The following is a 24,541-nucleotide window of genomic DNA, read 5'->3' as shown; positions in this document are numbered from 1 at the left end:
TTCCGTTATGCCGGCGCGAAACCGTAGACCCGCCCGTCACTGGTGGCTGTCACAACGCGCCGGTCGTGGCCGATGGACACGCCGACAGGCCAGCCCGTTGCGTTCGGCAGCGGGTAGCTGTTGACCGTGTGGCCGTCGCCCGGGTCGAAGACCAGCAGCGCCTGGCCGGTGTCTCCATCCCGGGCAACGGTGTAGCCCACGCCGGCGGCGCGACTCGACGTGCTCAGCGGGGAGACGTCATCGCGCGTCCACACCACCTCACCGTGGTCGCCGGAATCCCGGATGGCGACCAATTTGGCGCCGGGACCACCGCCCGCCACGATCATCCCGTCGGGTGACACGGACGGCGGAGTCTGAGCCAGGTACTCCAGCGGTACCGACCACTTCGGCTTGCCGTCGGCGGTGTCGAGCGCCCACAGCCGTTCGTCGCGACCGTTGACGTACACCGTCGAACCGTCGGCCGACACCACTGGGCTGGCCAACGGGCCGCCACCCACCGCGGCGCTGGTCCATTCGCGGGTGAGCAGCGGGGTCTGGCCCGGCCGGTAGCGCAGGCCGACCAGGGTCGGCGTGTCGGCGTCGGGCTGCCACACGCCGAGCACGACGATTCCGCTGGACTGCGAAAACGCGGGGGCGGCGGCTACCGGGCAACGAGGTCGGGCCGGCTGGCAGTCGGCGAGCCCGCGGGTGGAATCGGTCGGGTCGACACCGGCAACCAGATCCAGCGGTGCACCCACGACAGTGCCCTTGTGCGCGTCGAACACCAGCACCTGGCCCAAATGAGTGACGACCAGCAGCTGGTCCGGCGCGAGAATTCTTGGCGTCAGAGGCATTCCGATAACCGGTTGGCGCCACCGGATCCACTGCGTCGGCGGGAACGATTGCATGGTCCCGGGCTGACCGACATAGACATTGTCGAAACCGTCGAACAGTGGGCCGGCGAACCCGCCGCCCTGGACCAGCCGCGTGCACCAACGCTGGCGGGCGCGGTTGTCGGTCTCCCACACCATCAGCGAGCAGCCGCCCGCGGTTTGTCCGTTGACGGCGAGATAGCTGCCCGACCCGAGGGCCACCTGGGCGCCCAGCTCCCCTTTCACCGACCGAATCCACTCCAGCCGCAGCTCGTTGGCGCCCTGCGCGGGCGAGAAGCTGCTGTTGGCGGCGTCACCGTACTGCGCCGGCCAGCCGTCGGATGCGTGCGCCTGAACCCAGGAGTCGGTGTTCCCGCAAGCGGCCAGTACACCCGTGGTCAGCGCTGTTGCCGCCAGCACGATGAATCGCCGGAACACGGGGTCCTTTCCTAGTTTCTGTTCTCGAGCCCTCGTGAGGGTAACCGTTCCTGGTGTGTGCCCTCGCGTAGGCTTTCCGGCCATGACGACCATGTGGGGAGCGCCCCTGCACAAGCGGTGGCGAGGTTCGCGGCTGCGGGATCCGCGGCAGGCGAGGTTCCTGACGCCGGCCTCATTGCGGTGGGTGCTCAAGAATCGTGCCTACACGCCGTGGTATCTGGTCAGGTATTGGCGGTTGCTGAAGTTCAAGCTCACCAACCCGCACATCATCACCCGCGGCATGGTTTTCCTCGGCAAGGGCGTGGAGATCCAGGCGACACCGGAGCTCTCGACGATGGAGATCGGTCGCTGGGTGCACATCGGCGACAAGAACACGATCCGCTGCCACGAGGGCTCGCTGCGCTTCGGCGACAAGGTGGTGCTCGGCAGGGACAACGTCATCAACACCTATCTCGACATCGAATTGGGTGATTCGGTATTGATGGCGGACTGGGTCTACGTCTGCGACTTCGACCACCGGATGGACGACATCAACGTGCCGATCAAGGATCAGGGCATCATCAAGGGCCCGGTCCGGATCGGGCCGGACACCTGGATCGCCACTAAGGTCACCGTCCTGCGCAACACGACCGTGGGCCGGGGCTGCGTCCTGGGATCACACGCGGTGGTCAAGGGCGACATCCCCGACTATTCGATCGCCGTGGGCGCCCCCGCGAAGATCGTCAAGAACCGCAAGCTGTCTTGGGAGACCTCGGCTGCCCAGCGGGCCGAGCTGGCGGCGGCGCTGGCCGACATCGAGCGCAAGAAGGCCTCCCGCTAGCGTTTGGGTTCCTCACCGTCGCCGGCGCGAAAAGCTGATGTCTCTGGCCGTGTACCTCTACGTCGACAACTCGAAGCTGTGGGCCGAGGGCAAGCGGCTGAGTGCGGTGAAGGCCGGGCCGGCCTTTTCGGGTGCCGGCCGCTGGAACGCGATCCGGTGTGGGCGCCGGCCACGCAGCGGGGCTTCGATCTGTCGGTGACGGAATTCGATCCGGCCGACGCATACGACGTGGCGGTCGCGACGAAGGTGATGGCGGCGGGAATTATCTTCCGGTCATCGACTCGTTGCGGTCGCGCAAGCTCGACGTTCTCGTCGCGTTCTGGCGCCACGCCACGGCGCGGGAGCTGCGAACCGGCGATGCCGAATTCGTCTCGCTCGACGAGATATTCGACGACGTCACCAGAGGATGCCGAACAACTCGGCCAACGCGGCGCGGCCATCGTCGGTGACCCTCAGCGCCCGACCGCGCGGCACCCGTTGCACCCAGTCCGCGGACACGAACCGGTTGAGGAGAGCGCGCCCGAGGCCGCCGGACAGGTGGTGCCGCTGCTCGGTCCAGTCGACACAGTAACGGACGAGTGGCCTTCTGCCGGTAGGTAATTCGACGCCCGCCTCGGAGAGCAAGCCGGGTCCGGCGTCAGTGAGTTCGTAGTGGATGTCGTGTCCGGGACTGCTCAACGCGTCGTGCGCATCGCGCCGCGGGTCGTATCGCCCGTCACCGCCCGTCAACACTCCGCGGTCCAGCAGGCCGGACATGAGCTGGACACCCAGGCTGCCGGCGACGTGGTCGTAGCAGGTGCGGGCCGACCGGAGCCGGGCCGCGCGGGTGCCTTCGCGCAGCGACCTGACGGGGCGCGGTGGGGCCAGCCGGACCAGGTGCTCCAACAGCTCGCCGACCTCAGGGCCGGCCAGTCGGTAATAGCGGTGACGGCCGTGACTCTCGACGGTGAGCAGGCCGGCGTCGGTCAGCTTTCCGAGGTGACTGCTTGCGGTCGGTCGGCTCACGCCCGCTTCGTCGGCCAGCACGCTGGCGGGCAGTGCCCGGCCGTCGTCCAGCGCGAGCAGCACCTTGCACCTGGCCGGGTCGGCAAGCAGCGACGCCAGCGCCGCGATGTCCGCGTCGCCCACCGCGGGTGCGGCGCCGTCATGCACGGCAGGGCTCCTTCGTCGTCGTCACCGGGGTCAGGCGCGAACGCGACCATCGCCAGGCGACGGCAGCACCCACCAACTGGACTGCTGCGCCCACTGCCAGCGCGGTGCGCACGCCGTCGGCGCCTCCGATGGCTGCCATCGCACTACCCAACACCGCCACACCGACAGTGATACCCACCAGCCGGGCCAGGTTCACCACGCCGGAGGCCAGCCCTGAGCGTTCCAGCGGAATCGCAGACATCGCCAGGCCGACGGCGGGCGCGGTGTTCAGCGCCAGGCCGGCCCCGGCGAGCACGAAGCACAGTTCCAGCAGCACCACGGCGGCGCCGGGTCCGGCCACCGCGTAGAGCACCAACCCCGCGGCCATCAGGCACAGCCCGGCGGTCATCGGCGGTCGCGGGCCCGTCCGCCGGGCCAGTGCATTGACCACAGGGATGAGCACCAGGTAGGTCAGCGGCATCGGCAGGAACCACACTGCGGTTGCCAGCGCGCCGGCGCCGCGTTGCTGTTGGAACACAAAGCTGTTCACCAGCAGCAAGCCGTAGATGCCGAAAGTCATGGTGAAGGTGGCCACGAGCGCGGCGGCCAGTTTCGGGCTGCGGAAGAGGTCGGGCGGCAGCATCACGCGGGCCGCGCGGCGCTGGCTCCAGGGGAACACGGCGATCGCGGCGGCGGCGATGCCGGCCAGTGCGGCGGTCCAGCCGGGCGCCAGGGTTCTGCCGTCGACAAGAACGATGGTCAGCGTGCCGAGGCCGAGAATCGCCAGCGTCTGACCAGAGATATCGAGCGACGCGGCGTCGGGGTCACGCGATTCGGGAAGGTAACGGTAGGTCATCAGCAGCGCGACGACTCCGATCGGCGCGTTGAGCCAGAAGATGTAGCGCCAACCGAGGGTGTCGGTGAGTATTCCGCCGAGGATAGGTCCGATGCCGGTGCTCAGCGCGGCGGCGATGGCCCAGGCCGCGGTCGCGCGCGCACGTTCGTCGGGATTCGGAAATGCGGCGGCAGTGATCGCCAGGCCCTGTGGGAGCATCAGCGCCGCACCGACGCCCTGAATCGCGCGGGCGGCGAGCAGCAGGGGCAGCGTCGGGGCCGACGCGCAGGCGAGCGACGCGACGAGGAACGTCACCAGGCCGGCCCGCAGGATCGTGCGCCTGCCATACCGGTCACCGAGCGAACCCGAGGTCAGCAGCAGCGCCGCGAAGGTGATGTTGTAGGCGTCGATGGTCCACTGCGCCCCGGCGATTCCGCCGCCGAGGTCATCTCGGATCGTCGGCAAGGCCAGGTTGATCGCGTTGGCGTCGATCAGGCCGACGAAGAGTCCGAGGTAGGCCGCGATCAGGGTCAGAACCGCGGATCGATGGATAGCCATACCCGCACGTTAGGTGCGGAATGATTCGACGCCGATCGAACTGTGTCAGCGTTCGGGGAGAGCGTGCTCGACGATGGCCCGCCGTCGATGCGGTTCGCGCTCGCGGCGTTTGGCCGCCAGATAGACCTGCGCCGTCTCGGTCGCCACCGTGTGCCAGTCGAAGTCCGATGTGAGGCGGTCGCGAGCTGCGACGGCCATGCCCTGCGCCGCGGCCGGGTCGTCGAGCACCACACGCACCGCGGCGGCCAGGCCGGCGATGTCACGTGGTGGGTAGGAAACGCCGGTCTGGCCGTTGATCACCGCCTCGCCGAGGCCGCCGACATTGGACGTCGCCAGGGGGATGCCCGTCGCCGCGGCCTCCAGTGCGACGATGCCGAAGGGCTCGTAGTGGCTGGGCAGTACGGCGGCGTCGGCGGTGTGCAGGAGCCGCACCAACTGTTCGTGATCGAGATGGCCGACGAAGGTGGTGGCCTTGAGTACCTTGTGCTTTCGCGCCTGCTCGACCAGCCACTGCTGTTGGGTGCCGGTCCCCGCGATGGTCAGCGTGGTGCCGGGGTGGGTGCGTCTGATCCGGGGTAGCGCCGCGATCGCGTCGTGAATTCCCTTCTCGTACTCGAGCCGTCCGAGGTACAGCAGTTGGGCTGGGCCCTTTCGTGGCTGCCGTCGCGCGAACGGCCAGCGTTCGGTTTCGATTCCGTTGCGGATCACCTGTGTCCCGGCCGGCAATGGACCGAAGAGTTCGGTGACCTCGTCGCCCATCGACGCCGAACATGTGATGAGGGAATCGGATTCATGCACCAACCACGACTCGACCGCATGCACCTGTCGGCTGATCGAGCCCGAGACCCAACCCGAGTGCCTGCCTGCCTCGGTGGCATGAATGGTGGAAACCAGTGGCACATCGAAGTATTCGGCCAGTGCGATGGCCGGGTGGGCGACCAGCCAGTCGTGGGCGTGCACGACATCGGGCTGCCACGGCCTGGGTCGGCGGGCGTGGGTTTTCAGCGTCAGGCCGGTGCGGACCATCGAATGACCCATCGCCAGCGTCCAGGCCATCATGTCCGTGCCGAATTCGAATTCGTGTGGGTCCTGCGCTGCGGCGACCACCCGCACGCCGTGGGCGAACTCGTCGGTCGACGGATGCGTGCTCGGATCGGTACCCGTGGGGCGACGGCTCAGGACCACCACTTCATGTCCGGCCTCGGCGAGCGCGGTGGCCAGGTGGTAGACGTGCCGACCGAGGCCGCCGATCACCACCGGCGGGTACTCCCACGACACCATCAAGACCCGCATGGGTGGCCGTTCACCGGCGGAGGCGCCTGGCATCGAGTGCGCCGAACAGTCCGTCGGCACGATTCCATCCGTCGGCCAATCGCTGCGCATGCTCGCGGCGGCCGGTCGCCAGCCCATCGGCGATCTCGCGGGCGGCATGCGCGTGGAGGTGGGCGCGGTAGCGCGCATAATCGGCCGCCGAGTCCTTGCTGACCATGAACGGCCAGTCGCTGGACACCGTCAGCAACGTCTCGCGCAAGATTTGGTCGGCGACGAAATCCCGTGGGGTGGGTGCACTTACCGACGTGGCCTGTTCGAGTGCCTTGTCCACGGTGGTCAATGCGGTGTCGACGACTTCATTGTTGAGCTGGACCAGATCGGCGACTCTGGGACCCGCCCACACCTGCCAGTCCTTGCCCGAACCCCAGGAGCTGGGCGGCAAGTCGACAGGAGAACCGACGAAGCCGTCCGCGACCGCATCGGCGAGGGTGCCGATGCGGACGCCCGCCGCGGGCAGCGCACGCAACACCCGTTCCAGCCAGGTGGGGCCCTCGTACCACCAGTGCCCGAAGAGTTCGGTGTCGAATGCCGCCACCACATGGGCGGGCCGGCCGATGCGCTCGGTCTCGGACACCAGGCGTTGCCTGACTACGTCGATGAAGTCGGCGACGTGATTGTCGACGGCCGCGTCGGCCCTCTCCGGGTCGTACGGCGCCTTGGCGTCCGACGGCACGTTGCGACCCGTGACGCGGGCGGGTTTGAGGCCGGTGACGTGGTCGTAGGTGTGAAAGTCGCGGTAGGCGGCGTGTCCCGGATAGCCGGACTTCGGCGACCACACCCGGTAGCTGACCTGCAGGTCGCGGCCGAACGCGATGACATCGGAGTCTGCGACGGGACGGCCGAGGGCCGTGTCACCGTGCAGCGACGGCCCGTCGACCATGAAGTGGCCGATACCCGCTGCCGCGTAATCGCTTTCCATGCCGGGCGCATAGGCGCACTCCGGAGCCCAGATACCTTTCGGCGTGTAGGCGAACCGCTGCCGGGCGTCGGCCAGCCCTTCTCGCAGCGCGAACTCGCGCAACCGTGCGTTGAGCAGCGGCTGGAAGGGGTGTGACAGCGGACCGCCGAGCAGTTCGATGGTGTCGTCGTCGATCAGCGCCCGCAGCACCGGGCTGCCGCCGTGTTGCCATATCGCGGCGAATTCGTCGAGCGCACCGCCGGCCTCGGCGTGTTCGCGAATCCCGAACTCGCGCAGCGACTCCCGCCCACGCAGTGTGGTGGCCTCGGTGGCCCGCAGCCCCCAGTTGGCCAGCCAGTGGTTCATTCCCGACAGGCAGTACGGGTCGTCGAGTTGAGCGGTGACCACGGGTGTCATGCCGAGTGTCAGCAGATGATGACGGTCCTCGGCGGCCAGTGTGCGAAGGACACGCATCAGCGGTAGATAGGACGCCGCCCACGACTGGTACAGCCACTCTTCGCCGACCGGCCAGCGACCGTGGTGGGCCAGCCACGGTAAATGCGTGTGGAGGACGAGCGTGAAAAGCCCGGGTACCGGCACGGTCGTTCTCATGGCCGGACCGCGATCACAACCAGGTCGAGGCTGTCATCGATATCGCGGCCGTCGCGGTCGCCCGCGTCGACGAGATCGAAGTCATCGATGGTCACCGACGCGACGTCGGCGAGCAGGTCGGGTGGCCACGGCGCATCGGCCAGCGCGCGGGCGATCTGTGCGTCGATGATCGAGCCGCCATGCCGGGCGTCGAGCTCGGCCAGCCGCTCGCCGTGAAAAACCCCGTACACGCGGTCGACCGAGAAGCCGGCATCGCCGCACACTTCGGTGAGCTCGGCGGCGTTGAGTTCGCGGGTGTGGAACGGATTGATCGGAGTGTCGCGCCCGGGTGAGAAGGTGATCCGGTTCGGTGTCGACATCAGCAGCACGCCGGCGGGCCGCAGCACCCGATGACATTCCATGACGAACTGCGCCTGATCCCAGAGGTGTTCGATGACCTGGAAGTTGACCACGACATCGACCGAGCCGTCGGCCAGCGGCAGTTCGGCGAGGTTGCCGTGCCGCATCTCCACCCTGGGGTAGCGGGCCTTGACGTGGGCGACGGCCGATTCGTCGTAGTCCAGCCCGATCACCCGGCGCGCGACGTCGGCGATCAGATCGGCGCCGTAGCCCTCGCCGCAACCCGCCTCGAGCACATCTCGCCCGGCGCACCGCTGCGCCAACCGCCGGTACACCACTTCGTGGCGGCGGAACCAGTAGTTCTCCTCCGCCAGACCCGGAATGGTGCGCTCGCCGGTCAGCGCCAGCTTTGGCTCCTCGACAGGACCGTCCGTAACGAATGCGCTCATTGCAAGGCAGGCTAACGCGGATCGGGCCGATGGCGAACAGTTCAGGTACTACGTGCTGCTAAAACGCAAACTTCGACCAGCTATGGTGAAGTGCGAACCAGCACAAGTTACCCACGAGTAACATGGTGGTTGTTACTGGAAACGTGGTATGGCCGGCCGGTCGTCGGCCCCTTCGAGGAGGACGAACCAGACTCATGACGAACATCGTGGTCCTGATCAAACAGGTCCCAGACACCTGGTCGGAGCGCAAGCTGACCGACGGCGATTTCACCCTCGACCGTGAGGCCGCCGATGCCGTGCTCGACGAGATCAACGAGCGCGCCGTCGAAGAGGCGCTGCTGATCAAGGAGAAGGAAGCCGCCAACGGCACCGAGAGCACTGTGACGGTACTCACAGCCGGGCCGCCGCGCGCCACGGAGGCGATCCGGAAGGCGCTGTCGATGGGCGCGGACAAGGCGGTGCACCTCGTCGATGACGGCATGCACGGCTCGGACATGGTGCAGACCGGTTGGGCGTTGGCCCGGGCGCTGGGCACCATCGAGGGCACCGAACTCGTCATCGCCGGCAATGAGGCCACCGACGGTGTCGGTGGTGCAGTGCCCGCGATCATCGCCGAGTACCTCGGACTGCCCCAGCTCACCCACCTGCGCAAGGTGTCGGTCGAGGGAGGCAAGGTCACCGGCGAGCGCGAGACCGATGACGGTGTGTTCACCATCGAGGCTTCGCTGCCCGCCGTGGTGAGCGTCAACGAGAAGATCAACGAGCCGCGCTTCCCGTCCTTCAAGGGCATCATGGCCGCCAAGAAGAAGGAAGTCACGACCCTGACGCTGGCTGAGATCGGCGTGGAGAGCGACGAGGTCGGTGTCGCCAACGCCGGCTCCAAGGTGATCGCGTCGACCCCGAAGCCGCCCAAGACGGCCGGCGAGAAGGTCATGGACGAGGGCGACGGCGGCACGAAGGTCGCCGAGTACCTGGTGGCTCAGAAGATCATCTAGCCCGGTTTCAGACCTTTCCCGCAGACACTCACGAAAGACATACAGACCCATGGCAGAAGTACTTGTGCTCGTCGAGCATTCCGAAGGCGCCCTGAAGAAGGTCACCGGCGAACTGATCACCGCGGCCCGCGTGCTGGGCGAGCCCTCCGCGGTCGTGGTGGGCAAGCCGGGCACCTCCGAGCCGCTCGTGGACGGGTTGAAGGCGGCCGGTGCCGCAAAGATCTATGTCGCCGAGTCCGACGACGCAGAGAAGTACCTGATCACCCCGTACGTCGACGTGCTGGCGTCGCTTGTCGAGTCGGCCACGCCTGCCGGCGTGGTGCTGGCCGCCAACGCCGACGGCAAGGAGATCGCGGGCCGGCTCGCCGCCCGCACCGGTGCCGGCGTGCTCACCGACGTCGTCGAGGTCAAGGAGGGCGGCAAGGCCATCCACTCGATCTTCGGTGGCGCCTTCACCGTCGAGGCCGAGCCCACCGGCGAAACCCCCGTCATCACCGTGCGTCCCGGCTCCATCGACGCCGCGCCCGCCGACGGCGCCGGCGAGGTCGTCAGCGTGGAGGTGCCCGCCCCGGCCGAGAACGCGACCACGATCACCAAGCGCGAGCCCGCGGTGGCGGGCGATCGCCCCGAGCTCACCGAGGCCACCGTCGTGGTCTCCGGTGGTCGTGGTGTCGGCAGCGCCGAGAACTTCCACGTCGTCGAGGAATTGGCCGACTCGCTCGGCGCCGCGGTCGGGGCGTCGCGTGCCGCCGTCGATTCCGGCTACTACCCGGGCCAGTTCCAGGTGGGCCAGACGGGCAAGACAGTGTCGCCGCAGCTCTACATCGCGCTCGGGATCTCCGGGGCCATCCAGCACCGCGCCGGTATGCAGACGTCGAAGACGATCATCGCGGTGAACAAGGACGAAGAGGCGCCGATCTTCGAGATCGCCGATCTCGGCGTCGTCGGTGACCTGTTCAAGGTCGCTCCGCAGCTGACCGAGGCGGTCAAGGCCCGCAAGGGCTGATCCCGCGTATGCCGCGGTTTCCCGCGGTGCGAGCCTGATTGGGCGCGCTCTGGTGTGTTTGCTCACACCACAGCGCGTCCAATTCGTCATTCAGCGTGCACGAACACGTCACACGCGCGTAGGCATCCCGCTGTCCGGCTCAGCGACCGTGCAGCCATGAGCACTGCTTCAGTCCTGATCGCCGCTGATAAAGACAGCGACCTGGCCGAGAGCACGTCCGGGCCGCGCTACACCCTGCTGTTGTCGTCCGACCCTGCGCTTGTCGAGACCGCGCAGCGCCTACGTCACGATGTGTTCACCTCGGAGCCGGGTTTCGCGTTAGCCGGCGCGACCGATGGACGCGACGCCGACCGGTTCGACGAGCACTGCGATCACCTGCTGGTCCGCGAGGACAGGTCGGGCGAGCTGGTCGGGTGCTACCGGATGCTTCCGCCACCCGGTGCGATCGCCGCGGGCGGCCTCTACGCCGCAACCGAATTCGACGTGACCGCCCTCGACCCGCTGCGGCCCTCGCTGGTCGAGATGGGCCGGGCGGTGGTTCGGGAGGATCACCGCAACGGCGGCGTGGTGCTGCTGATGTGGGCCGGCATCCTGGCCTATCTGGACCGCTGCGGCTACGACTACGTGGCCGGCTGCGTGTCGGTGCCGGTCTGTGGCGCCGACGAGCCGACGCCGGGAAGCCAGATCCGCGGTGTCCGCGACTTCGTGCGCCGCCGGCACGCCGCGCCCGCGGAGTACACCGTGCGGCCCTACCGCCCGGTGGCGTTCGACGGTCGGGGTCTCGACGACATCGAGCCGCCGGCCCGGGTCGCGATGCCACCGCTCATGCGCGGCTATCTACGGCTGGGCGCCCAGGTGTGCGGCGACCCGGCCCACGACCCCGACTTCGGGGTCGGCGACTTCCCGGCGCTGTTGGACAAACGCCAAGCCGACACCCGATATCTGCGCAGGCTCAGATCGGTGGGAGCGGCTTCTGCGATGGCTGCCGGGATCGCGTCGTGACCACCGAGAATCCCTGGGTGCCGCGGGCCTCCTGCGACGCGGGCTGCGTGCGCGCGGGAGCGGCGGCGGCCGGCCAACCGGTGATCGTCGCGCTGAGGATCGCGGTACGGGTCACATTCGCGCTGCTGCTGCTGTCGGCTTGTCCACTGCTGGCGATCCCGCTGCCGGGCCGCTCACACCTCCAGCGGGGCTACTGCCGGATGATGCTGCGATGCCTCGGTGTGCGGATCACGGTGTCGGGCGGTCCGATTCGCAATCTCCGCGGTGTGCTGGTGGTCAGCGGCCACGTCTCCTGGGTGGACATCTTCTCGATCGGCGCCGTGATGCCGGGCTCGTTCGTCGCCAAGGCCGAGTTGATCAGCTGGCCCGGTCTGGGCATCGCCGCACGTCTGATGAAGGTGATTCCCATCGAACGGGACAGCCTCCGGCGTCTGCCCGACGTGGTCGGCGTGGTCGCGGGACGGTTGCGCGCAGGCCAGACGGTGGTCGCCTTCCCCGAGGGCACCACGTGGTGCGGGTTGGCCTACGGACAGTTCCGGCCTGCGATGTTTCAGGCCGCCGTCGATGCGGGCAGACCGGTCCAGCCCCTGCGGCTGACCTACCACCACCGCGACGGCAGGCCGTCCACGGTGGCGTCCTACGTCGGTGAGGACACGTTGATCGAGTCGATCCGCCGGCTCGTCACCGCGCGCCGCACGGTCGTGCATGTGCAGGTCCAGTCGCTGCAGTTGCCGGGAGACGACCGGCGGGACCTGGCGGCCCGCTGTGAGGTCGCGGTCCGCGGCGACAGGCCCCACAGCGCGCACGGCCACGCCCTGGTGGCCTAGCGGTCATCCCGGGCCCGCAGTTACCGCGGCGGCCGCATTGAGCGCATCGTCGATGTCATCGATCCAGGCTCGATTGGACTGCATCCCCAAGGACCAAGCGCTCGGCGCAGAGCCATCTTCCATGCGTCGACATCGGTGAGTGAACTGCACGGATGCGGGACGGTCCTCACCCGACGTTCCGCCAGCCACGCAGTTCACAAACCTGCTCGACGACTGCACCTAGCGCTCATTCGGGCCGGTGACACCGCGGCGGCTATCCTGGAGCGGTTATGACCTCGGACACTGGGCCAGACGCTGCTGTCATGAGCGCGGCTGAACAAAATATTCTTCGCGCAGGCGGCTCATCGCCCGTCTACCTGGATCACGCCGCCACCACCCCGATGCACTCGGCCGCCATCGACGCGATGACGGCTGTGCTGGCGAGCGTCGGCAACGCCTCATCGCTACACGGCACCGGCAGGCTGGCGCGCCGCAGAATGGAGGAGGCGCGCGAGACACTGGCCAAGCTGCTCGGCGCGCGACCCTCGGAGGTGATCTTCACCGCGGGCGGCACCGAAAGCGACAACCTCGCGGTCAAGGGCATCTATTGGGCGCGCCGCGACGCAGCGCCCGGTCGGCGCCGAATCGTCACCACGCCCGTCGAGCACCACGCGGTGCTGGATTCGGTGGAGTGGCTCGTCGAACACGAGGGCGCAGAGGTGACCTGGCTGCCGGTCGCCGACGACGGCTCGGTCGCGCCCGCCGCGCTGCGGGACGTCCTGCAGCAGCATGACGACGTCGCACTGGTGTCGATCATGTGGGCGAACAACGAGGTGGGCACCATCATGCCCATCGCCGAACTCGCCGCCGTGGCCGCCGAATACGACGTGCCGATGCACAGCGACGCGGTTCAGGCGGTCGGTCAGATACCCGTCGACTTCGCCGCGAGCGGTTTGGCGGCGATGAGCGTCGCGGCGCACAAGTTCGGCGGTCCGATCGGGGTGGGCGCGCTGCTGCTGAGGCGCGACACCACATGTGAGCCCCTCCTGCACGGCGGCGGCCAGGAACGTGATGTCCGCTCGGGCACACCGTACGTCGCAGGAGCTGTGGCGATGGCGGCCGCAGCCGTGGTGGCGATCGAGGGCCTTCCGGCCAACAGCGCCCGCGTGCAGGCCCTGCGTGACCGGCTCGTGGACGGCGTGCTGGCCGGCATCGACGATGCCTATCTCAACGGTGCCGCCGGCGCCGGCCGGTTGCCCGGCAACGCGCACTTCACGTTCCGCGGTTGTGAGGGCGATTCGCTGTTGATGTTGCTGGACGCCAAGGGAATCGAGTGCTCGACCGGGTCCGCGTGCACTGCAGGGGTGGCGCAACCGTCGCATGTGCTGATCGCGATGGGTGCCGATCCGGCGAGTGCCCGTGGCTCGCTGCGGCTGTCCCTGGGCCACACCAGTACTGCCGCGGACGTCGACGCCGCACTCGCCGCGCTCCCGGCGGCGGTACAGCGGGCGCGCCAGGCGGCGCTGGCCAGCTCGGGAATTGTCGAGTAGTGCGTGTTCTGGTCGCGATGAGCGGCGGCGTCGACTCGTCTGTCGCCGCCGCCCGGATGGTCGACGCCGGCCACGACGTGGTCGGAGTGCACTTGGCGCTGTCCGCCGCGCCGGGGACCCTCCGCACGGGATCTCGGGGTTGCTGCTCGAAAGAGGATGCCGGCGATGCCCGACGGGTGGCCGACGTGCTCGACATCCCTTTTTATGTCTGGGATTTCGCCGACCGCTTCAAAGAGGACGTGATCGACGACTTCGTGTCGTCATACGCACGGGGTGAGACGCCGAACCCGTGTGTGCGGTGTAACGAGCGAATCAAGTTCTCCGCGTTGGCCGCTCGCGCAATGGCCCTGGGATTCGATGCGGTTGCCACCGGCCACTACGCCCGACTCTCGGACGGCCGGCTGCGGCGCGCCGTCGACACGGACAAGGATCAGTCCTACGTGCTCGCAGTGCTGACGGCCGCGCAGCTGCGCCATGCGGTCTTCCCGATCGGAGACACCCCGAAGCCCGCGATCCGCGACGAAGCCGCCCGCCGCGGCCTGTCGGTCGCCGACAAGCCCGACAGCCACGACATCTGCTTCATCCCGTCGGGTGATACCCGGGCGTTCCTCGGTGCCCGCATCGGCGTGCGCCGGGGCGCCGTCGTCGACGCCGGCGGAACGGTGCTGGCCGAACACGACGGCGTACACGGCTTCACGATCGGTCAGCGCAAAGGACTGGGGATAGCCGGGCCGGGACCCGATGGCCGGCCCCGGTATGTGACCGCGATCGACGCCGGCACCGGCACGGTGCACGTCGGTGAGGCCGCGGATCTCGACGTCTGGACACTGACCGGCGAGAAGCCGGTGTTCACTTCGGGCGCGGCGCCCGAGGGCCCGGTGGAGTGCGCGGTGCAGGTTCGCGCTCACGGGGGAATCGGCGACGGAGTGGCCGAACGGCGTGGCGGACAACTGGTGGTCGCGCTGCGTGCCCCACTGCGCGGGGTGGCGCCCGGCCAGACGATGGTCCTCTATCGCGTCGACCCGCTGGGGGACGAAGTGATCGGCAGCGCCACCATCAAGGACACCCTCGGCGTTTAGCTCGGGACCTTGGCCAGGATGTTCGGCATCACGATGTCCGGCACCGAGTCGGGGAACTGGCACATCGTCACCTCGACCAGCACCACGTTCTCGATCCGGTAGTCGCGTCCGCACCCGTTGTCCTGGCGCGTCCGCACCGAATCGGGCAGTACCGTCGGCACACCGACGAACATCGTCCCCAGCACCGTTGAGCCGCATCCGTCGACGAGACCTGCCAGCTGGTCGAAGGCGTTGCGCGCGGTCCCGCGATCGCGGTAGGCCGCCGCGCCCTCCGAGATCAGGCCGCCGTCGCGCGGATCCTGATACGTCGTGTTGTGGAACTCCTCGACCTCACGGCCGAAGATGCGGGTCTCCTGGAAGATCCACCTGCATTCCGGCGGAGTCGTCTGCGCGAGTTGGTCGATGTCGACCGGAAGCTTGCCGTCCATTGTCGGGATGACGGTGAGGTCATCTCCCGCCCCGGTGATGGCACGCATCTGGGACTGATCCAGCATCACCGTTTCGACGTCGACGGGCGATCGCGAATCCTCGTCGATACCGGGCGCCGCCCGCATCCCGAGACCGCCCACGGTGGTGGAACACCCCGCCGCCAGCATCGCCGCCGCACACCAGATCGCCGACGGCCTGGTCGAAAAGCGCATGGCGACTTCTTCTTCCCGGGCTCTTCGCACGCCCTTACCGGACCCGTCCCGAATCGAGATTAGCCCGATCGAATACTGTTCAACGAGTGAGTGTTTTCGCCGCGGCAACCGGCATCGGATCGTGGCCGGGAACGTCGGCGCGCGATGCCGCCGAGATCGTCGTCGGCGAACTGCACACCCTGCCGCATCTCGTCGAACTGCCCGCCCGCGGTGTCGGAGCCGACATCATCGGCCGCTCGGGAGCGCTGCTGATCGACATCGGTATCGACACGGTGCCGCGCGGATACCGCATCGCCTCACGCCGCAACGCGGTCACGCGGCGGGCGGTCAGCCTGCTCGACGAAGACGTCGACGCGCTCGAAGAGGCGTGGGAGAAGGCAGGCCTGCGAGGCGGGACTCGAACCGTCAAACTGCAGGTTCCCGGACCGATCACCCTGGCAGCGCAGCTCGAGCTGCCCAATGGACACCGCGCCATCACCGACGGGGGGGCGCTGCGCGATGTGGCCGGATCGTTGGCCGAAGGCGTCTCCGCCCTTCGCGCGCAGGTCGCCAGGCGGCTGGAGACTCCGGTGGTGGTGCAGTTCGACGAGCCGCTGTTGCCCGCCGCCCTTGCGGGCCGGCTCACGGGAGTCACCAGCCTGACCCCGGTGCATCCCGTCGACGAGCCGGTGGGCATCTCGCTGCTGGACGACTACGTTTCGGCTGTCCAAGCCGATGTGGTGCTGCACAGCTGCGCGCCGGAGCTTCCGTGGAAGATTTTGCAGCGAAGCACAATTCAGGCGATATCGGTTGACGTTTCGACGCTCGGGCCGGTAGATCTCGACGGTATCGGTGAATTCGTCGAGTCCGGCCGCACGGTGCTTCTCGGTGTCGTGCCGACCACTGCGCCACCTGTGCGGCCGTCGATCGAGGAGGTGGCCAAGGCCGCGGCGGCCGTCACCGACCGGCTCGGCTTCCCGCGCGCCGTGCTCAGCGAGCGGATCGGCGTCACGCCGGCATGTGGGCTGGCCGGCAGCACGCCCGAATGGGCGCGCATCGCGATCGAATTGGTCCAGCGGGCGGCCGACGCATTCGCGGAGGATCCCGACGCGATCTGAAGCCGGGTCCCGTCGATCGGGAAGAGGCGGGACCGCCCCGGCGTCTACTTCCTTGAACCGCTTCACCGGAGCCGAAGGGAGCACGATGACGAAGGCGATCACGCCGGAGGTCCGCACCGTCGATGGACTGAGGATCCGCTACGCCGAGGGCGGGTCGGGACCGCGTGCCGCGGTGCTGCTGAGCCCATGGCCGGAGAGTGTCTTCGCGTTCGAGCAGGTTTGGCCATTGCTGTCCGAGCACGCCCGGCTGCTCGCAGTGGACCCACCCGGCTTCGGCGGATCGGAGCGGCGAGACGACTTGATGAACCCAAAGGCGATGGGGGAGTTCATTGTTCGAATCACCGACGCCTTTGAGCTGGACAAGCCGCATCTCGTCGGGCCCGACATCGGCACGTCCTCGACGCTGTTCGCCGCCGCCGCGCACCCGGACAGATTCTCATCTCTGGTGATCGGAAGCGGCGGCGCGGCGGTACCGATCACCGTCACCGGAGTACTCAAGGAATGGGTCGAATCCACCGACGTGCAGCCCTACCGGCAGATCGGCGGACAGGCGATCGTGGAGGCCGCGCTGAACACCATCGACGGCTATACGCCGGTCGACGAAATTCGCGACGACTACATCGACTGCTATCGGGGTGACCGCTTCGCCGACACCATTCCGTACGTGCAGGCCTACCGCGAGCAGCTTCCGATCCTCGGCGATCTGCTCGGGGGCGTCCGCTTACCGGTGCGTGTCGTGCAGGGCGAGAACGATCAGGTGGTGCCCGCCGACAACGCGAACTACCTCGCTGACCGCATCCCCACCAGCAGGGTCGACCTCATTCCCGGTGCCGGTCACTTCTGCTGGGAAGAGAAGCCCTCGGAGTACGCCGCCCTGGTAGTCGACTGGTGGCGCCGGGCGAGCTGAGGATCTGCCCCTCGACCCCATTTGATGCAACCAGATGGTTGCGCATCCGCAGCTCGCGCGGTTAGGCTGATGAGCAACCAGGAGGTTGCACATGAGTTCAGATCGAATCGAGAAAGACGTTCTGTTGCACGCGCCGCTCCAGCGTGTCTGGCGCGCGATCAGCGACGCCCACGAGTTCGGCCGGTGGTTCGGCGTGCGCTTCGACGGCCCCTTCGTCGCCGGGAATTGCGTCACCGGAGTCATCACCCCGACCAGCGTCGACGACCAGGTGGCCAAAGCCCAGGAGCCTCACGCGGGCAAGTCGGACACCTGGCAGATCGTCGCCGTCGAACCGCCGCGGCGGCTCGCCTTCCGGTGGCACCCGTACGCGGTCGATGCGGATACCGATTACCGCAACGAGCCCACCACCCTGGTGGAATTCACGCTGGAGGAGACCGACGGCGGGGTGCACCTGCGCATCGTCGAATCCGGATTCGACGCGATCCCTGCCGACCGGCGGGCGTCGGCGTTCGAGTCCAACAGGGAGGGATGGGCCGCCCAGGCCGAACTGGTCCGCGAGTACCTCGCCCTCAGCGAGAAGGTGTGAGCGCACCTTCGGCGATTGCCGGCCCCGCGCCGCCGCCGGTCGTCGACATCTTCAACGCGCTCGGTGACCCGAACCGGCTGCGCATCATCGCCCGGCTCTGCGACGGGGGGCCGTGTTCGACGTCAGAAGTCACCCACGTGACTCCGGTGAGTCGGCAGGCGGCAACCAAACACCTCCTGCTGTTGGAGGCGGTCGGGTTGGTGAGCAGCGAACGACACGGCCGGGAACGGATCTGGCGGATGCAGCAAAAGTCCCTCGCCGAAGCGAGCGACTATCTTGCCGCGTTGTCGCAGCGCTGGGACCAGGCGATCGACCGATTGCAGGCATACGTCGAGGGCGAGAATTAACGGAACAGTCGAAAAATTTGCGCGTTCGGGGAAGACCTGGCTCTGCGCGGCGTGGTCATGCGACAATGCATGGCGAACAGGAACCAGCGATCTTTGCTACCAGCGAATGAGGAAGTGTGGGCCGAACGAACCTACGCCTGGCGGCAGGTGCCGGGGTCGTTGCTACCTGCCTGCTGGTGGCGGGTCCTGTAGAGGGCGTGGCAGCCGCGCATCCAGGCGATTCGCACTCCGATCGCCCCAATAACGGCCACCGTTCGGACAGTCGCGGCCGCGGCGACTCGCGTGACGAATCCAAGCGCGGGAACGACAACAACGACCACCGCGGCGACCGCCGGGGCGAACGCGGCCGTGGGGGCGACAACGACGGCCGCAAAGGCGGAGGCGGTAGCTACGGCCGCACCGGCGGCGGCAACAGCAACCGTAACGACGACAACGGCCACGGCGACCGCTACACCGATAGTGGCGACGGCAACGGCGACAAATCGGGAGCGACCGGCGACGCCGGGCAGCGTTCGGTCTCCGCGTCGAGTCGCAGCGCGCAGGTCCCGACGGCCTCGCTTGCTCCCGATACGTCCGACAGTGACACGATCGGAGGCACCGTCGACGTCCCCACCGTGCCGACCTTCCCGGTCGACCAGGGTGGCTCGGATTTCTCGGGTACACCACCGGCGGACCCGTTCACACCGCCACAGGTGACCTTCGGGAACGGGCGGACACCCGCACCGCCCGAGTCGGACGCGCAGCTGCCGCGGGTGACCTACCGCGTGCCGGACGTTGCGCCGGCACCACCCCTGTCGCTGCCGTCACCTGCACCCGCCGCGCCGGCCGCCGCCACGGCGCCGCCGTCGTGGGTCGTGCGCATCTCGGCGCCGACGGCCGCGCCGCAACTCGTGGCTGTCGCGCCCGTCGGCTGGGTGGATCCGCTCTTCGGGCTGACCGGATTGTTGTTGATCCCGATCGCCGGTGCCGCTCTCGGGTACCGGCAGGCCCGGGCGGCCCAACATGCCAAGAGTTTCCGTCAGGCGCTGCCCCAAGCGTGATTACGTGCGCAGATCCTTGCGCAGGATCTTGCCCGACGCCGACTTGGGAACCGCGTCGATGAAGGCGACCTGTCGCACCTTCTTGTACGGGGCGACGTGGCTGGCGACGAACTCGATCACGTCGTCCTCGGTCAGCTCGGCGTCAGACTGCTTGACCACGAACGCCTTCGGCACCTCTTCGCCCTCCGCGTCCTGGACGCCGATCACCGCGGCGTCGGCGATCGAGGGATGGCTCAGCAGTACCGCTTCGAGTTCGGCGGGCGACACCTGGTAGCCCTTGTATTTGATCAGTTCTTTGAGCCGGTCGACGATGTACACGCAGCCGCACGCGTCCACCTGCGCCAAGTCGCCGGTATGCAGCCAGCCCTCGTCGTCGATGGTCTCCCGGGTCGCCTGTTCGTTGCCCAGATAGCCGGCCATCACGTTCGGGCCCTTGTACCACAGCTCCCCGGTGTCGCTGAGACCCTCTGCGGGAGGTTCGATCTCGGTGCCGGTCTCGGGGTCGACGATCTTCGAGGCGGCGTTGGAGATGGTCCATCCGACCGAGCTGAGCGGGGCGACCGACCCCATCTCCCGCTCGCCGCCGTCGAACGGGGTGATGTGGCTGACGGGGCTCAGCTCGCTCATGCCGTAGCCCTGAACCACCCGGCACCCCAGCCGTTCGGCGACGGCGCGGCCGGTGTCGGCATCCAGTGGTGCCGCACCCGACATCACGGTGTCCAGTGAGGTCAGATCGAAGGAATCGATGAGCGGGTGTTTGGCCAGGGCGACCGCGACGGGCGGCGCGATGAAGGCAATGGTGACCTTGTGATCCTGGATGTTGCCCAGGAAGTCCCCGAGGTCGAAGCTCGGCATCACCACCAGCCGCGCGCGGGCGTGCAGGGCGGCGTTGAGCAGCACCGTCATTCCGTAGATGTGAAAAAACGGCAGCACGGCGAGGACTACATCGTCGGCCACCATTCCGTGCAGTGGACGGATCTGCGCGACGTTGGCCACCAGGTTGCGGTGGGTCAGCATCACGCCCTTGGGATTGCCGGTGGTTCCTGAGCTGTAGGGCAGCACCGCCAGGTGTGACGACGGGGCGAAGTGCACCTGCGGCGGCGGCGCTCCCGGGCCGAGAAACTCCGCGGCGTTGGGATGACCGCCGGCATCCTTTCCCTCACCGTCGAGCACGATCAGATCGCCGTCGGCGATTCCTGCAGCCGCCGCGGCCTCTTTCGCCTGCGCCAGCAGGCCCGCAACGGTGATCAGCATCCGGGCGTTCGAGTCGGTCAGCTGCTTGGCGATGTCCTTGGGGGTGAAGAGCGCATTGATGGTGGTGGCCGTCGCGCCGGACCGCAGAATGCCGTGGAATGCGACCGCAAAGCCCGAACTGTTCGGCGACAGTAGGCCGACGACGTCGCCGACGCCGATGCCGCGGGCGGCCAGCGCCCCCGCGAACCCCGAGATGCGGCCGATCATCTCGCGGTAGGTCGTCTCCCTGCCCGACTTCGCATCCACCAGAGCGACCCGATCGAGATCGGTGTCGTCGACGCTGCCGAACAGGAAGTCGTAGACGCTCGTGGACGGGATGTCGACTTCGGGAAAGGGACTCGCGAAACTCATGGCGCCTCCGATCGAATCATGGCTGGGCAGTGTGTGCCCCGCCGGGTCACAGTTCGTCGAGCTGCTTGATCAACCTTTTCGGCGCCGTCAGCCGGAACGATGCGTCGATCAACTCACGCACCTCGTCCCAGTTCACCTTCTTGCGGGCCGCGAGGTCCAGCCCGAGCCACCCCGACGGGCCCATGTAGGCCGGGTAGAAGAAGCGGGTGTCGCGTTCGAGGGCCTTGCGGTCGCTCTCGTCGACCTTGACCAGGATCGAGTACGGGTACTGGGCGTACTCGCCTTTGGTTTCGGTTTTGACACTGCCGCCGTACATCACGAAGATCTTCGGCGCGCAGAACACCGGCCTGCCCCACGAGATCTTCTCGAACGCCTCGGGGAAGCTCAGGGCGATCCCGCGCACGTCCGCCAGGCCCGGATCGCCATCGCTGAACATGATCGGGTGCGGCATGCCGCCAGCGTAACCGGGGGCTTGGTTACCGGAGTCGGGTGTCGGGACGCTCCGATAGCCTGCCAGGGTGAGCCCCAAGGCAACCCCCGGCGCCGAAAAGGCGCTTGCCGAGCAAGCCGACGAGGCGCCGGACGCCGACGTGCGTCGCCGCTGGCAGGAACTGGCCGACGAAGTGCGCGAGCACCAGTTCCGGTACTACGTCCGTGATGCCCCGATCGTCTCGGATGCCGAGTTCGACAAGCTGCTGCGCGAACTGCAGGCACTCGAGAACGAACACCCGGAGTTGCGCACACCCGATTCGCCGACCCAGCTTGTGGGTGGCGCCGGATTCGCCACGGACTTCACCGCCGCCGAGCACCTCGAGCGGATGCTGTCCCTTGACAACGTCTTCACACCCGAAGAGCTCGCTGCGTGGGCGGCGCGCATCAAGAGCGAGATCGGCGATGACGCGCACTACCTGTGTGAGCTGAAGATCGACGGGGTCGCGCTGGCGCTGGTCTATCGCGGCGGCCGCCTGGAGCGTGCGGCCACCCGCGGCGACGGCCGCACCGGCGAGGACGTCACGCTGAACGCCCGCACGATCGACGACATCCCGGAAAAGCTCACTGCCACCAAGGAATTCCCGATCCCAGCGGTGCTGGAGGTGCGCGGCGAGGTGTTCTTCCGGGTCGCCGACTTCGAGGACCTCAACGCCGGGCTGGTCGCCGAGGGCAAGCCTCCGTTCGCCAACCCCCGCAACAGCGCGGCGGGTTCACTGCGGCAGAAGAATCCCGCCGTCACCGCGCGCCGCAAGTTGCGGATGATCTGCCATGGCCTCGGCCGGGTCGAGGGGTTCACTCCGAAGACGCTGCACGACGCCTACCGCGCGCTCAAAGCGTGGGGCCTGCCGGTGTCCGAGCACACCGCCCAGGTGAAAGGCCTGGATGCAGTCACCGAGCGCATCGCGTACTGGGGTGAGCACCGCCACGACGTCGAGCACGAAATCGACGGCGTTGTGGTCAAACTCGATGAGGTCGCGCTGCAGCGGCGGCTCGGCTCGACCTCGCGCGCACCCCGTTGGGCGATCGCCTACAAGTACCCGCCCGAAGAGGCGACCACCAAGCTGCTGGACATCCGCGTCAACGTGGGACGCACCGGCCGGGTGACACCGTTCGCCTTCATGGAACCGGTCAAGGTCGCGGGTTCGACCGTGAGCCAGGCGACCCTGCACAACGCGTCGGAGGTCAAACGCAAGGGTGTGTTGATCGGCGACACCGTGGTGATCCGCAAGGCCGGCGACGTCATTCCCGAGGTGCTCGGCCCGGTCGTCGACCTGCGTGATGGCACCGAACGCGAATTCGAGATGCCCACGGTGTGTCCGGAATGCGGCACCACGCTGGCCCCGGCCAAAGAGGGTGACGCCGACATCCGCTGCCCAAACACCCGGTCGTGCCCGGCACAGTTGCGGGAGCGGGTGTTTCACGTCGCCGGGCGCGGCGCGTTCGACATCGAGGGCCTGGGTTACGAGGCCGCGGTCGCACTCCTGCAGGCCGGCGTCATCACCGACGAGGGCGACCTGTTCGCCCTCACCGAGGCCGACCTGCTGCGCACCGACCTCTTCACGGTCAAGGGTGGCGAGCTGTCCGCCAACGGCAAGCGCCTGCTGGCCAACCTCGGCAAGGCCAAGGCGCAACCGCTGTGGCGTGTGCTCGTGGCGCTGTCGATCCGTCACGTCGGTCCCACCGCCGCCCGCGCGCTGGCCACCGAATACGGAAGCCTGGACGCAGTCATGGCGGCCTCTGAAGAGCAGCTGGCCGTTGTCGAGGGCGTCGGACCGACCATCGCGGCCGCAGTGATCGAGTGGTTCACGGTGGACTGGCACCGGGCGATCATCGACAAGTGGCGTGCGGCCGGTGTGCGGATGGCCGATGAGCGCGACGAGAGCGTCGAGCGGACTCTCGAAGGCCTGTCCATCGTCGTCACCGGCTCGCTGCCCGGGTTCTCCCGCGACGACGCCAAGGAGGCCATCGTGGCGCGCGGCGGCAAGGCCGCCGGTTCGGTGTCGAAGAAAACGGCCTACGTGGTGGCCGGCGATTCACCCGGCTCGAAATTCGACAAGGCCGTCGAACTCGGTGTGCCGGTCCTGGACGAGGACGGCTTCCGTCGCCTCCTGGACAGCGGCCCCGACGGCATCTGACCGACCGCGGTTTGTCGCCCCCCACGACCGGGAACCCGTTCTGCCGACGGCGACAAGGGAGTTCTGATGGCAATCTGCGACACCTGCGGAAACCACTACGACAAGTCCTTCACCGTGACGTTCAGCGACGGCCGCACGGCGACGTTCGACAGCGTCGAGTGTGCCGCTGTGCAGCTGGCGCCCGAGTGCCTGCACTGCGGCTGCCGCATTCTCGGTCACGGCATCGAGACAACCGACGGCATCTTCTGCTGCGCGCATTGCGCACGCAAAGACACCAACGCCGACGTCAACGACCGCTACCCGGTGCCGGCCGGAGGTTGATCGGTCAGCGCAAGATCGTCGCCACGATGCCGGCCAGATAGCCGAGCCGGGCCACCTCGGACGGCCGGAAGTGTGGCCCACCCGCGCGGCCCAGCATGACCGCGGTGCGGTTGTCGCCAAGTGGAGCGGCCGCCAGCGTGGTGTCCATGTCGCGCCACACGCGCGGCACCCAGCCGGCCGTTTCGTCGAGGGCCACCGCGTGGTCCAGCGGCAGCCAGGGTGTCTGGGCCGCCTGCGTTTCGGGGGCGCCGGGACTGCCGACAACCCGCTCTTTCCCCGAGTCGGTCAGCCGCACGACCGTGCACCAGGCGACGCGCAGAATCAGCGGAGCCTCGTCGGCAAGCACCTGCAGCTGCTTGAGCTTCCCGTCCGCCGCGGCGACATGGTCGATCAGCTCCAGTTCCCGATGGGCTTCGAGCAATCCGGTGTGCGGCCGGATGCTGTCCACGTAGACGCCATCAAGGTGCTCGGCGGCGGTGATGAGCATGTCGGGCATCGTCCCTGGCGGCAGCTCGACCACCAGATCGTCGATCGCGTAACCGGCTGCGCGTTCCACCACGTCAAGGGACAGGATGTCGGCGCCCACCGAGCCGAGCGCGACGGCGAGCGAGCCGAGGCTGCCCGGTCGGTCCTCGAGCTGGACCCGCAGCAGATACGAAGGCACGGCCA

At 68.1% G+C, this 24,541-nt stretch carries 25 protein-coding genes; 15 read left to right on the top strand and 10 right to left on the bottom strand.

Going from position 1 to position 24,541, the window contains the following annotated elements:
• Nucleotides 1–5 precede the first annotated feature (5 nt).
• Complete coding sequence (locus tag ACVWWN_RS29505; RefSeq protein WP_457147032.1) at nucleotides 6–1,289, bottom strand: outer membrane protein assembly factor BamB family protein; 1,284 nt, start codon at nucleotides 1,287–1,289, stop codon at nucleotides 6–8.
• Nucleotides 1,290–1,371: 82 nt separating this feature from the next.
• Here ACVWWN_RS29505 and ACVWWN_RS29500 point away from each other — a divergent pair, with 82 nt between their 5' ends.
• Both ACVWWN_RS29500 and ACVWWN_RS29495 read left to right on the top strand, forming a co-directional pair.
• Nucleotides 1,372–2,109, top strand: a complete 738-nt coding sequence (locus ACVWWN_RS29500) for an acyltransferase (RefSeq protein WP_457147031.1) — start codon at nucleotides 1,372–1,374, stop codon at nucleotides 2,107–2,109.
• Between the two features lie 37 nt (nucleotides 2,110–2,146).
• Nucleotides 2,147–2,308: a hypothetical protein gene (locus ACVWWN_RS29495; protein WP_457147030.1), complete on the top strand. Its 162-nt coding sequence runs from the start codon at nucleotides 2,147–2,149 to the stop codon at nucleotides 2,306–2,308.
• Nucleotides 2,309–2,505: 197 nt separating this feature from the next.
• Here the strand turns inward: ACVWWN_RS29495 and ACVWWN_RS29490 are convergent, their stop codons facing one another.
• From ACVWWN_RS29490 to ACVWWN_RS29470, 5 genes are read right to left on the bottom strand one after another with little or no spacing between them, the layout of a single operon-like run.
• The gene (locus ACVWWN_RS29490) at nucleotides 2,506–3,261 is read right to left on the bottom strand and encodes an ArsR/SmtB family transcription factor (protein ID WP_457147029.1); all 756 of its coding nucleotides are present in this window, start codon (nucleotides 3,259–3,261) and stop codon (nucleotides 2,506–2,508) included.
• Entirely contained in the window at nucleotides 3,254–4,633 is a 1,380-nt protein-coding gene (locus ACVWWN_RS29485) for an MFS transporter (RefSeq protein WP_457147028.1), read from the bottom strand. Before ACVWWN_RS29485 ends, ACVWWN_RS29490 begins: the two co-directional genes overlap by 8 nt.
• A 45-nt stretch (nucleotides 4,634–4,678) precedes the next feature.
• Entirely contained in the window at nucleotides 4,679–5,926 is a 1,248-nt protein-coding gene (locus ACVWWN_RS29480) for a glycosyltransferase family 4 protein (RefSeq protein ID WP_457147027.1), read from the bottom strand.
• A 10-nt stretch (nucleotides 5,927–5,936) separates the two neighbouring features.
• The gene (locus ACVWWN_RS29475) at nucleotides 5,937–7,475 is read right to left on the bottom strand and encodes a 1,4-alpha-glucan branching protein domain-containing protein (protein WP_457147026.1); all 1,539 of its coding nucleotides are present in this window, start codon (nucleotides 7,473–7,475) and stop codon (nucleotides 5,937–5,939) included.
• On the bottom strand, nucleotides 7,472–8,263 hold the full coding sequence (locus ACVWWN_RS29470; protein ID WP_457147025.1) for a class I SAM-dependent methyltransferase: 792 nt from the start codon (nucleotides 8,261–8,263) through the stop codon (nucleotides 7,472–7,474). The genes ACVWWN_RS29475 and ACVWWN_RS29470 overlap by 4 nt, the downstream gene beginning before the upstream one ends.
• A 194-nt stretch (nucleotides 8,264–8,457) precedes the next feature.
• Between ACVWWN_RS29470 and ACVWWN_RS29465 the strand changes: the two genes are divergently transcribed.
• The 6 genes from ACVWWN_RS29465 to mnmA all read left to right on the top strand — a co-directional run bounded on the left by ACVWWN_RS29465 (nucleotide 8,458) and on the right by mnmA (nucleotide 14,701).
• Nucleotides 8,458–9,258 carry an electron transfer flavoprotein subunit beta/FixA family protein gene (locus tag ACVWWN_RS29465; protein ID WP_457147024.1) on the top strand — a complete coding sequence of 267 codons (801 nt, stop codon included), beginning with the start codon at nucleotides 8,458–8,460 and terminating at the stop codon, nucleotides 9,256–9,258.
• 49 nt (nucleotides 9,259–9,307) lie between these two features.
• The gene (locus ACVWWN_RS29460; protein WP_457147023.1) at nucleotides 9,308–10,264 is read left to right on the top strand and encodes an electron transfer flavoprotein subunit alpha/FixB family protein; all 957 of its coding nucleotides are present in this window, start codon (nucleotides 9,308–9,310) and stop codon (nucleotides 10,262–10,264) included.
• 156 nt (nucleotides 10,265–10,420) lie between these two features.
• A complete protein-coding gene (locus ACVWWN_RS29455) occupies nucleotides 10,421–11,266 on the top strand; it encodes a GNAT family N-acetyltransferase (protein WP_457147022.1) in 846 nt (281 codons plus the stop codon).
• Nucleotides 11,263–12,093: a lysophospholipid acyltransferase family protein gene (locus ACVWWN_RS29450; protein WP_457147021.1), complete on the top strand. Its 831-nt coding sequence runs from the start codon at nucleotides 11,263–11,265 to the stop codon at nucleotides 12,091–12,093. The genes ACVWWN_RS29455 and ACVWWN_RS29450 overlap by 4 nt, the downstream gene beginning before the upstream one ends.
• Nucleotides 12,094–12,395: 302 nt before the next feature.
• The gene (locus tag ACVWWN_RS29445; RefSeq protein WP_457147020.1) at nucleotides 12,396–13,622 is read left to right on the top strand and encodes a cysteine desulfurase family protein; all 1,227 of its coding nucleotides are present in this window, start codon (nucleotides 12,396–12,398) and stop codon (nucleotides 13,620–13,622) included.
• Complete coding sequence (gene mnmA, locus ACVWWN_RS29440; RefSeq protein WP_457147019.1) at nucleotides 13,622–14,701, top strand: tRNA 2-thiouridine(34) synthase MnmA; 1,080 nt, start codon at nucleotides 13,622–13,624, stop codon at nucleotides 14,699–14,701. Before ACVWWN_RS29445 ends, mnmA begins: the two co-directional genes overlap by 1 nt.
• Here the strand turns inward: mnmA and ACVWWN_RS29435 are convergent.
• Nucleotides 14,698–15,342: a sensor domain-containing protein gene (locus tag ACVWWN_RS29435; protein WP_457147018.1), complete on the bottom strand. Its 645-nt coding sequence runs from the start codon at nucleotides 15,340–15,342 to the stop codon at nucleotides 14,698–14,700. The genes mnmA and ACVWWN_RS29435 overlap by 4 nt on opposite strands.
• 86 nt (nucleotides 15,343–15,428) lie before the next feature.
• Here ACVWWN_RS29435 and ACVWWN_RS29430 point away from each other — a divergent pair, with 86 nt between their 5' ends.
• The 5 genes from ACVWWN_RS29430 to ACVWWN_RS29410 all read left to right on the top strand — a co-directional run bounded on the left by ACVWWN_RS29430 (nucleotide 15,429) and on the right by ACVWWN_RS29410 (nucleotide 19,319).
• Entirely contained in the window at nucleotides 15,429–16,439 is a 1,011-nt protein-coding gene (locus ACVWWN_RS29430) for a methionine synthase (RefSeq protein ID WP_457147017.1), read from the top strand.
• A gap of 85 nt (nucleotides 16,440–16,524) precedes the next feature.
• The gene (locus ACVWWN_RS29425; RefSeq protein ID WP_457147016.1) at nucleotides 16,525–17,346 is read left to right on the top strand and encodes an alpha/beta fold hydrolase; all 822 of its coding nucleotides are present in this window, start codon (nucleotides 16,525–16,527) and stop codon (nucleotides 17,344–17,346) included.
• A 91-nt stretch (nucleotides 17,347–17,437) separates the two neighbouring features.
• On the top strand, nucleotides 17,438–17,932 hold the full coding sequence (locus ACVWWN_RS29420; protein ID WP_457147015.1) for an SRPBCC family protein: 495 nt from the start codon (nucleotides 17,438–17,440) through the stop codon (nucleotides 17,930–17,932).
• The gene (locus ACVWWN_RS29415; protein ID WP_457147014.1) at nucleotides 17,929–18,279 is read left to right on the top strand and encodes an ArsR/SmtB family transcription factor; all 351 of its coding nucleotides are present in this window, start codon (nucleotides 17,929–17,931) and stop codon (nucleotides 18,277–18,279) included. Before ACVWWN_RS29420 ends, ACVWWN_RS29415 begins: the two co-directional genes overlap by 4 nt.
• Before the next feature lie 116 nt (nucleotides 18,280–18,395).
• The gene (locus ACVWWN_RS29410; protein WP_457147013.1) at nucleotides 18,396–19,319 is read left to right on the top strand and encodes a hypothetical protein; all 924 of its coding nucleotides are present in this window, start codon (nucleotides 18,396–18,398) and stop codon (nucleotides 19,317–19,319) included.
• Here the strand turns inward: ACVWWN_RS29410 and ACVWWN_RS29405 are convergent, their stop codons facing one another.
• Both ACVWWN_RS29405 and ACVWWN_RS29400 read right to left on the bottom strand, forming a co-directional pair.
• Nucleotides 19,320–20,924: a 4-coumarate--CoA ligase family protein gene (locus ACVWWN_RS29405; protein WP_457147012.1), complete on the bottom strand. Its 1,605-nt coding sequence runs from the start codon at nucleotides 20,922–20,924 to the stop codon at nucleotides 19,320–19,322.
• Nucleotides 20,925–20,970: 46 nt separating this feature from the next.
• Entirely contained in the window at nucleotides 20,971–21,375 is a 405-nt protein-coding gene (locus tag ACVWWN_RS29400) for an MmcQ/YjbR family DNA-binding protein (protein WP_457147011.1), read from the bottom strand.
• 67 nt (nucleotides 21,376–21,442) lie between these two features.
• Between ACVWWN_RS29400 and ligA the strand changes: the two genes are divergently transcribed.
• The gene (gene ligA / locus ACVWWN_RS29395; protein WP_457147010.1) at nucleotides 21,443–23,551 is read left to right on the top strand and encodes an NAD-dependent DNA ligase LigA; all 2,109 of its coding nucleotides are present in this window, start codon (nucleotides 21,443–21,445) and stop codon (nucleotides 23,549–23,551) included.
• 66 nt (nucleotides 23,552–23,617) lie between these two features.
• Nucleotides 23,618–23,872 (top strand): hypothetical protein, encoded by a 255-nt coding sequence (locus ACVWWN_RS29390; protein ID WP_457147009.1) that lies wholly within the window; start codon nucleotides 23,618–23,620, stop codon nucleotides 23,870–23,872.
• Nucleotides 23,873–23,876: 4 nt separating this feature from the next.
• On the opposite strand, the gene ACVWWN_RS29385 is transcribed toward ACVWWN_RS29390, so the two are convergent.
• Nucleotides 23,877–24,536, bottom strand: coding sequence for an amino acid-binding protein (locus ACVWWN_RS29385; protein WP_457147008.1), 660 nt, complete (start codon nucleotides 24,534–24,536; stop codon nucleotides 23,877–23,879).
• Between the last annotated feature and the right edge of the window lie 5 nt (nucleotides 24,537–24,541).

This window comes from Mycobacterium sp. URHB0021 (genome assembly GCF_054057895.1).
This window is presented reverse-complemented; position numbering and strand designations above follow the sequence as displayed.

Coding starts and splice junctions, on each gene's coding strand:
- ACVWWN_RS29500 (WP_457147031.1), top strand. CDS start 1,372: ATGACGACCATGTGGGGAGCGCCCCTGCACAAGCGGTGGCGAGGTTCG.
- ACVWWN_RS29495 (WP_457147030.1), top strand. CDS start 2,147: ATGTCTCTGGCCGTGTACCTCTACGTCGACAACTCGAAGCTGTGGGCC.
- ACVWWN_RS29485 (WP_457147028.1), bottom strand. CDS start 4,633: ATGGCTATCCATCGATCCGCGGTTCTGACCCTGATCGCGGCCTACCTC.
- ACVWWN_RS29480 (WP_457147027.1), bottom strand. CDS start 5,926: ATGCGGGTCTTGATGGTGTCGTGGGAGTACCCGCCGGTGGTGATCGGC.
- ACVWWN_RS29475 (WP_457147026.1), bottom strand. CDS start 7,475: ATGAGAACGACCGTGCCGGTACCCGGGCTTTTCACGCTCGTCCTCCAC.
- ACVWWN_RS29470 (WP_457147025.1), bottom strand. CDS start 8,263: ATGAGCGCATTCGTTACGGACGGTCCTGTCGAGGAGCCAAAGCTGGCG.
- ACVWWN_RS29465 (WP_457147024.1), top strand. CDS start 8,458: ATGACGAACATCGTGGTCCTGATCAAACAGGTCCCAGACACCTGGTCG.
- ACVWWN_RS29460 (WP_457147023.1), top strand. CDS start 9,308: ATGGCAGAAGTACTTGTGCTCGTCGAGCATTCCGAAGGCGCCCTGAAG.
- ACVWWN_RS29455 (WP_457147022.1), top strand. CDS start 10,421: ATGAGCACTGCTTCAGTCCTGATCGCCGCTGATAAAGACAGCGACCTG.
- ACVWWN_RS29445 (WP_457147020.1), top strand. CDS start 12,396: ATGAGCGCGGCTGAACAAAATATTCTTCGCGCAGGCGGCTCATCGCCC.
- ACVWWN_RS29435 (WP_457147018.1), bottom strand. CDS start 15,342: ATGCGCTTTTCGACCAGGCCGTCGGCGATCTGGTGTGCGGCGGCGATG.
- ACVWWN_RS29425 (WP_457147016.1), top strand. CDS start 16,525: ATGACGAAGGCGATCACGCCGGAGGTCCGCACCGTCGATGGACTGAGG.
- ACVWWN_RS29420 (WP_457147015.1), top strand. CDS start 17,438: ATGAGTTCAGATCGAATCGAGAAAGACGTTCTGTTGCACGCGCCGCTC.
- ACVWWN_RS29405 (WP_457147012.1), bottom strand. CDS start 20,924: ATGAGTTTCGCGAGTCCCTTTCCCGAAGTCGACATCCCGTCCACGAGC.
- ACVWWN_RS29400 (WP_457147011.1), bottom strand. CDS start 21,375: ATGCCGCACCCGATCATGTTCAGCGATGGCGATCCGGGCCTGGCGGAC.
- ACVWWN_RS29390 (WP_457147009.1), top strand. CDS start 23,618: ATGGCAATCTGCGACACCTGCGGAAACCACTACGACAAGTCCTTCACC.